The organism is Streptomyces sp. NPDC043746 (genome assembly GCF_056436485.1).
This window is the reverse complement of record NZ_JBWKCM010000013.1, coordinates 170,930-178,799: the sequence shown is the minus strand read 5'-3', so window position 1 is coordinate 178,799 and position 7,870 is coordinate 170,930. Positions and strand designations below refer to the sequence as shown.

The 7,870-nt window shown below is 70.4% G+C and carries 4 protein-coding genes; 1 reads left to right on the top strand and 3 read right to left on the bottom strand.

Going from position 1 to position 7,870, the window contains the following annotated elements; all coding sequences use genetic code 11:
• Positions 1–126: 126 nt before the first annotated feature.
• The 3 genes from AC0682_RS16845 to AC0682_RS16835 form a co-directional block, all read right to left on the bottom strand.
• A complete protein-coding gene (locus AC0682_RS16845; RefSeq protein WP_254812799.1) occupies positions 127–1,359 on the bottom strand; it encodes a branched-chain amino acid ABC transporter substrate-binding protein in 1,233 nt (410 codons plus the stop codon).
• 651 nt (positions 1,360–2,010) lie between these two features.
• The gene (locus tag AC0682_RS16840; RefSeq protein ID WP_478533570.1) at positions 2,011–2,481 is read right to left on the bottom strand and encodes a PaaI family thioesterase; all 471 of its coding nucleotides are present in this window, start codon (positions 2,479–2,481) and stop codon (positions 2,011–2,013) included.
• Between the two features lie 89 nt (positions 2,482–2,570).
• Positions 2,571–4,871, bottom strand: coding sequence for an FdhF/YdeP family oxidoreductase (locus AC0682_RS16835; RefSeq protein WP_478533568.1), 2,301 nt, complete (start codon positions 4,869–4,871; stop codon positions 2,571–2,573).
• Positions 4,872–5,082: 211 nt separating this feature from the next.
• Here AC0682_RS16835 and polA point away from each other — a divergent pair, with 211 nt between their 5' ends.
• A complete protein-coding gene (polA, locus tag AC0682_RS16830) occupies positions 5,083–7,794 on the top strand; it encodes a DNA polymerase I (RefSeq protein WP_478533567.1) in 2,712 nt (903 codons plus the stop codon).
• Positions 7,795–7,870 lie beyond the last annotated feature (76 nt).

The window sequence follows — 7,870 nt, the reverse complement described above, 5'->3', positions numbered from 1 at the left end:
CCCCCCCCTCCCCCCCCCCCCCCCCCCCCCCCCCCCCCCCCCCCCCCCCCCCCCCCCCCCCCCCCCCCCCCCCCCCCCCCCCCCCCCCCCCCCCCGGCCGGTGGTAGGTCGGTCGGGCTGGTGGTGTCAGCTGGTGAGTTCGCCGGACTTGACCGCCACCCAGTCGCCGTCCTTGTACTCGTAGACGGTGAGCTGCTTGTTGGTGGTGTCGCCGAACTCGTCGAAGGAGACCTTGCCGGTCACGCCTTCGAAGTCGACCTTGCCGAGGGCTTCGGCGACCTGGGCGCGGGCGTCGCTGGGGAGCTTGCCGTCGTTGGCGTCGGCGACGGCCTTGACGGCTTCGATGATGGACCAGGCGGCGTCGTAGGAGTAGCCGCCGTAGGCCTCGAAGGGCTCCTTGTAGCCGGCCTTGTCGTAGTTCGCGACGAAGTCCTTGGCGGACGGGAGGGTGTCGATGGGGGCACCGACGGAGGTGGCGAGGTCGCCGACGCCTTCGGCGCCGGAGAGCTTGATGTACTCGCCGCTGTAGATGCCGTCGCCGCCGACGACGGGGATCTTGGCTCCGGCCTTCTTGATCTGCTTGCTGAGGGGGCCGGCCGCGGGGTATTCGCCGCCGTAGTAGACGACGTCGGCGCCGGAGCTCTTGACCTTGGTGGCGACCGAGGAGAAGTCCTTGGTCTCGGGGTCGATGTGCTCGGTGCCGGCGATGGTGCCGCCGAGCTTCTCGAATTCGGCCTTGAAGGTGCCGGCGAGGCCAGCGCCGTAGGTCTTCTTGTCGTCGATGACGAAGACCTTCTTCTTCTTGGCGTCGTTGAAGAGGTACTGGGCGGCGAAGGGGCCCTGGACGGCGTCGGTGGTGGAGGTGCGGAAGTAGGAGGCGAAGGGGCGCTCCTTGGTGCCCTCGTTCCACTTCTGGCCCTGGGTGAGGGAGGGGGAGGTGTTGGCGGGGGAGACCTGGACGAGCTTGGCGTCGGCGAGGACCTTCTGCATGGATTCGCCGACGGAGGAGTTCAGGGGGCCGACGACGCCGAGGACGTCCTTGTTGGCGACGAGCTTGCTGGCGTTCTGCTGGCCGGAGGAGGGCTGGGCCTGGTCGTCGAGGGCCTGGAGTTTGAAGGTGACGCCTTCGACGAACTTCTTCTCGTTGGCCTGCTTGACGGCGAGGTCGGCGGAGTTCTTGATGCCGAGGCCGAGGGCGGAGAGGTCGCCGGTGAGGGGGGCGTCGAGGCCGATGACGACGGTGGTGGTGCCGCTGTCGCCGCTGCCGTTGTTGCTGTCGTCGCGCGAACCGCAGGCGGTGAGGGTGAGTGCTCCGGTGGTGAGCACGGCGGTGAGTATGAGCAAAGAACGGTGTCGCACGAAAAGTCCTTTCCCTGGCGCGGCCTCCTCTGCTTGAGGTGCCGTGTCGGTCGCCGGGCCGTACTGGGGTGGTACAGGGCCGTGCAGCAGACGCGCCCGGCGGCGCGGTGACTGGCGGTGACTCTAAGCGCAGCTGAGGGGGTGCGGCATGGGTCGGCGACGGATGTGACGCTCTTGTTATGCCCTTGAGCAAGGCTTGAGGTTCCTGGGTGTGGATGTGTGGCTTTGGCATGGAGTGCGCAGTGACCACATGGTGAGAACGCGCAGCTCTGCTAAGGGGCTTGGGGTGATCATGGTGCTGACGTGGGGTGGGGGTGGCGTTGGGCGTGCGGGAGCGCCCCGGGGGTTTGGGGCCGGGGTGGGCGGCTGGTTTTCGCATTTCGTGGTTGTTACGCAGTGTTACAACGGTGAGGGTGGGTTCGGGTTTGCCGAGGCCAATGTGGCTGCTGAGTGGCTCATGGAACGGCCTTCGTCGTCAAGGGTGTTGACCGAGGGTGTTGGTCAACACCGTTGTGTCGGATGGGGATATGGCGCTGCCCGGCCGGAATGTGGGGGGCGATTCCGGCCGGGCAGTGGGGGCTTGCGGTGGTGGTGGGCGGGGTGTCGGGGGCTGCGGTGGTGGTGTGGGGTGTGGTGCCGTGGGGTGCGGTGTCAGCCGGCGTCGGGGCGGGGGGCGTCGCGGAGGAGGCAGGTGAGGCGGGCGGTGCAGACCCGCTTGTCCTGTTCGTCGGTGATGACGATTTCGTACGTGGCGGTCGAGCGGCCCCGGTGGACGGGGATGGCGACGCCGGTGACGAGGCCGCTGCGGACGCCCCGGTGGTGGGTGCAGTTGAGGTCGACGCCGACGGCGATCTTGTTCGCGCCGCCGTGGAGCATGGAGCCGACGGAGCCGAGGGTCTCGGCGAGGACGGCGGAGGCGCCGCCGTGCAGGAGGCCGTAGGGCTGGGTGTTGCCTTCGACGGGCATGGTGCCGACGACGCGGTCGGCGGCGGCCTCGACGATGGTCACGCCCATGCGCTCGCCGAGGTGGCCGGCGGAGAAGAGGGCGGGGAGGTCGATGCCGAGGGCCGCGTACTCCTCGATGACTTCCTTGGGGAAGGTGGGTGCGGTGTGCTCGCCCATGGGTCCGGCTCCGATCGTCTGTGCTGGTTCCTTGGTGTGTGCACTGTTCTTACCAGACGGCTGAGCGGACGCTTAGGGAGTGGTGGTGCTCAGTCGGTGCCGGGGGTGCTCTCGGGGCCCCGGGGCTCCTCGAAGCGGATGACGACGGACTTGCTGGCCGGGGTGTTGCTGGTGTCGGCGGTGGAGCCGAGCGGGACCAGGACGTTGGTCTCCGGGTAGTAGGCGGCGGCGCAGCCGCGGGCGGTGGGGTAGTGGACGACGCGGAAGCCTTCCGCGCGGCGCTCGACGCCGTCCTTCCATTCGCTGACGAGGTCGGTGTAGGAGCCGTCGGTGAGGCCGAGGGCGGCGGCGTCCTCGGGGTTGACCAGGACGACGCGGCGGCCGCCTCGGATGCCGCGGTAGCGGTCGTCGAGGCCGTAGATGGTGGTGTTGTACTGGTCGTGGGAGCGCAGGGTCTGCAACAGGAGTCGGCCTTCGGGGAGTTCGGGGAACTCGACGGGGGCGGCGGTGAAGTTGGCGCGCCCGGTGGCGGTGGGGAAGCGGCGTTCGTCGCGGGGGGCGTGGGGGAGGGTGAAGCCGCCGGGGCGGGCGATGCGGGTGTTGAAGTCCTCGAAGCCGGGGACGACGCGGGAGATGCGGTCGCGGATGGTGGCGTAGTCCCGCTCGAACTCCTCCCATTCCGTACGGGAGGCGGTGCCGAGGACCGCGCGGGCGAGGCGGGCGACGATGGCCGGTTCGGAGAGGAGGTGGGGGCTCGCGGGGGTGAGGTTGCCCCGGGAGGAGTGGACCATGCCCATGGAGTCCTCGACGGTGACGAACTGCTTGCCGCTCGCCTGGACGTCCTTGTCGGTGCGGCCGAGCGTGGGCAGGATCAGGGCGCGGGTTCCGGTGACGGCGTGGGAGCGGTTGAGCTTGGTCGACACGTGGACGGTGAGGCGGGCGCGGCGCATGGCGGCCTCGGTGACGGCGGTGTCGGGGGTGGCGGCGACGAAGTTGCCGCCCATGGCGAAGAAGACCTTCGCCCTGCCGTCGCGCAGCGCCTGGATGGAGCGGACCACGTCCAGCCCGTGGTGGCGGGGGGAGGTGATGCCGAACTCCTTGTCGAGGGCGTCCAGGAAGGCCGGTGCGGGCCGTTCGAAGATGCCCATGGTGCGGTCGCCCTGGACGTTGGAGTGGCCGCGCACGGGGCAGACTCCGGCGCCGGGGCGGCCGATGTTGCCGCGCAGCAGGAGGAAGTTGACGATTTCGCGGATGGTGGGCACGGAGTGCTTGTGCTGGGTGAGGCCCATGGCCCAGCAGACGATGGTGCGCTCGGAGGCGAGGACCATCGCGAGGGCCTGCTGGATCTCGGCCCGGGTGAGGCCGGTGGCCCGTAGGGTCTGGTCCCAGTCGGCGGCCTCGGCGGCCTTGGCGAACTCCTGGTAGCCGTGGGTGTGTTCGGCTACGAAGGCGGTGTCGACGGCGCCCTCGGTGGCCAGGATCAGCTTGTTGAGGAGGCGGAAGAGGGCCTGGTCGCCGCCGATGCGGATCTGGAGGAACAGGTCGTTGAGCGGGGTGCCCTTGAGCATGCCGTGCGGGGTCTGGGGGTTCTTGAACCGCTCCATGCCGGCTTCGGGGAGCGGGTTGACCGAGATGATCCGCGCCCCGGCGCCCTTGGCCTTCTCCAGGGCGGAGAGCATCCGGGGGTGGTTGGTGCCCGGGTTCTGCCCGGCGACGATGATCAGGTCGGCCCGGTGGATGTCCTCCAGCGAGACGCTGCCCTTCCCGATGCCGATGGTCTCGCCCAGCGCCGAACCGGACGACTCGTGGCACATGTTGGAGCAGTCGGGCAGGTTGTTGGTGCCGAACTCGCGGGCGAAGAGCTGGAGGAGGAACGCGGCCTCGTTGCTGGTGCGGCCCGAGGTGTAGAAGAGGGCCTCGTCGGGGGAGTCGAGTGCGGTGAGCTCCTCCGCGATGATCTCGAACGCGCGCTCCCAGCTGATCGCCTCGTACCGGTCGGCGCCCTCGGGGAGGTACACCGGCTGGGTGATCCTGCCCTGCTGGCCCAGCCAGTACCCGCTGCGTCCGGCGAGGTCGGTGACGGGGTGGGCGGCGAAGAAGTCGGGGGTGACGCGGCGCAGCGTCGCCTCCTCGGCGACGGCCTTCGCCCCGTTCTCGCAGAACTCCGCGGTGTGCCGCTTGTCGCCCTCGGGCCAGGCGCAGCCGGGGCAGTCGAAGCCGTCCTTCTGGTTGACCTTGAGGAGCGTCTGCGCGGTGCGGCGCAGCCCCATCTGCTGCTGCGCGATGCGCAGGGAGTGGGCGACGGCGGGCAGCCCGGCGGCGGCGTGCGGGGCCGCCCCGACCTGCGGGGCGTCCTGGACCGGGTCACCGGTGGGCGGCTTGCTGGCCATGATGCTGCTCCTCTTCGAGCGCTGCTTCCGCGGGTTCTGCCTCGGTATCGATCCTGTCACGCACCACCGACATCGCACCCGCCCGGGCGTGGGACACGGGTGTGAGCGGGGGCCGTCACCCGGCTGAGTGAAGGCCGTGCACGGGGTGCGAGGGCTGTACGGGGGTCGCCGGGTGGCGGATATGTCAGTGGGCCGTGGCAGGATCGGGGGCGTGGCTGAGACGGCATCGAAGAAGACGGCAGACAACCGACCGCGCCTGCTCCTCATGGACGGGCACTCCCTGGCGTACCGGGCGTTCTTCGCCCTGCCCGCGGAGAATTTCACGACGGCGGTGGGCCAGCCGACGAACGCCGTGTACGGCTTCATGTCGATGCTGGCGAACACCCTGCGTGACGAGGCGCCCACGCACTTCGCGGTGGCGTTCGACGTGTCCCGCAAGACCTGGCGCGCCCAGGAGTTCCCGGAGTACAAGGCGAACCGCTCCAAGACCCCCGACGAGTTCAAGGGGCAGGTCGAGCTGATCGGCGAGCTGCTGGACGCGATGCGCGCGGACCGGTTCGCGGTGGACGGCTTCGAGGCGGACGACGTCATCGCGACGCTGGCGACCCAGGCCGAGGCGGCCGGGTTCGAGGTGCTGATCGTCACCGGCGACCGGGACTCCTTCCAGCTGATCACGGAGAACGTGACGGTGCTGTACCCCACCAAGGGGGTCTCCGAGCTGACCCGGTTCACCCCGGAGAAGGTCGTCGAGAAGTACGGGCTCACCCCCCGGCAGTATCCGGACTTCGCCGCCCTGCGCGGCGACCCGTCGGACAACCTGCCGGGCATCCCGGGCGTGGGTGAGAAGACGGCCGCGAAGTGGATCAACCAGTTCGGTTCGTTCGCGGAGCTGGTGGAGCGGGCCGAGGAGGTCAAGGGCAAGGCCGGGCAGAATTTCCGGGACCATCTGGACGCGGTGAAGCGGAACCGGGTGCTGACCGAGATGGTCCGGGACGTGGAGCTGCCGAAGTCCCCGGCCGACCTGGAGCGCGCCCCGTACGACCGCACGGCGGTCACGGGTGTCCTGGACATACTGGAGATCCGCAACCCGAGCCTGCGCGAGCGCCTCCTCGCCGTGGACCCGGGTGCGGCGGAGGCCGAGCCGCCCGCGCCCGCTGCCGGGATCGCGCTGGACGGGGCGGTGCTCGGCTCCGGCGAGGTCACCCGCTGGCTGGCGGAGCACGGTGCGCAGCCGCTCGGGATGATGACCGTCGACACCTGGTCGCTGGGCGCGGGCACGGTCACCGAGATCGCCCTCGCCGCCGCCGACGGGGCCGCCGCCTGGCTGGACCCGACCCAGCTCGACGAGGCCGACGAGAAGGCGTTCGCCGCCTGGGTCGCGGACCCGGCCCGCCCCAAGGTCCTGCACAACGCCAAGAACGTGATGCGGGTCTTCCCCGAGCACGGCTGGCAGCTCGAAGGCGTCACCATGGACACCGCGCTCGCCGCGTATCTGGTGAAGCCGGGCCGCCGCTCCTTCGCCCTGGACGCGCTGGCCGTGGAGTATCTGGGCCGCGAGCTGGCCCCGGCCGCCGCCTCCGACGGGCAGCTGGCCTTCGGAGCGGACGACCGGGCCGAGCAGGACGCCCTGATGGCGCAGGCCCGTGCCGTGCTCGACCTGGGCGACGCCTTCACCACCCGGCTGAAGGAGGTCGGCGCCGCCGAGCTGCTCCACGACATGGAGCTGCCGACCTCGATCCTCCTGGCCCGCCTGGAGCGCCACGGCATCGCCGCCGACCGGGCCCATCTGGAGTCCATGGAGCAGCAGTTCGCCGGTACCGTGCAGCAGGCGGTGAAGGAGGCGCACGCGGCGGTGGGCCGGGAGTTCAACCTCGGTTCGCCCAAGCAGCTCCAGGAGATCCTCTTCGGTGAGCTGGGCCTGCCGAAGACCAAGAAGACCAAGACGGGCTATACGACGGACGCGGACGCGCTGGCCTGGCTGGCCGCGCAGACCGAGCACGAGCTGCCGGTGTTGATGCTGCGCCACCGGGAGCAGGCCAAGCTGCGGGTCACCGTCGAGGGCCTGATCAAGACCATCGCCGCCGACGGCCGCATCCACACCACGTTCAACCAGACGGTCGCGGCGACCGGGCGGCTCTCCTCCACCGACCCCAACCTGCAGAACATCCCCGTCCGCACCGACGAGGGACGCGCCATCCGCCGGGGCTTCGTCGTCGGCGAGGGCTTCGAGACGCTGATGACGGCGGACTACAGCCAGATCGAGCTGCGTGTCATGGCCCACCTCTCCGAGGACGCCGGGCTCATCGAGGCGTTCACCTCCGGCGAGGACCTGCACACCACGGTCGCCTCCCAGGTCTTCGGCGTCGACAAGAGCGCGGTCGACCCGGAGATGCGCCGCAAGATCAAGGCCATGTCGTACGGCCTGGCCTACGGCCTCTCCGCGTTCGGCCTCTCCCAGCAGCTGAGCATCGACCCGGCCGAGGCCCGGGTGCTGATGGACACCTACTTCGAGCGGTTCGGCGGTGTACGGGACTATCTCCACCGGGTCGTCGAGGAGGCCCGCGCCACCGGCTACACGGAGACGATCCTCGGCCGCCGCCGCTACCTCCCCGACCTGAACAGTGACAACCGCCAGCGTCGCGAGGCCGCCGAGCGGATGGCGCTCAACGCCCCGATCCAGGGCACCGCCGCCGACATCGTCAAGGTGGCTATGCTCCGGGTGGACCGGGCGCTGCGGGAGGCGGAGCTGGCCTCGCGGATGCTGCTCCAGGTCCACGACGAAATCGTGCTGGAGATCGCCGGGGGCGAGCGGAAGCAGGTGGAGGAGATCGTCCGCCGCGAGATGAAGGACGCGGTCGAGCTGCGCGCCCCGCTCGACGTCTCGATCGGTGTCGGCAGGGACTGGGAGTCGGCGGCCCACTGACGCGCGGGCACGGCCGAGGGGCCCCGGCAGGGCCGAAGGGCCGGGGACCGCACCGCGGTTCCGGGCCCCTACCGTC

Coding starts and splice junctions, on each gene's coding strand:
- AC0682_RS16840 (WP_478533570.1), bottom strand. CDS start 2,481: ATGGGCGAGCACACCGCACCCACCTTCCCCAAGGAAGTCATCGAGGAG.
- AC0682_RS16835 (WP_478533568.1), bottom strand. CDS start 4,871: ATGGCCAGCAAGCCGCCCACCGGTGACCCGGTCCAGGACGCCCCGCAG.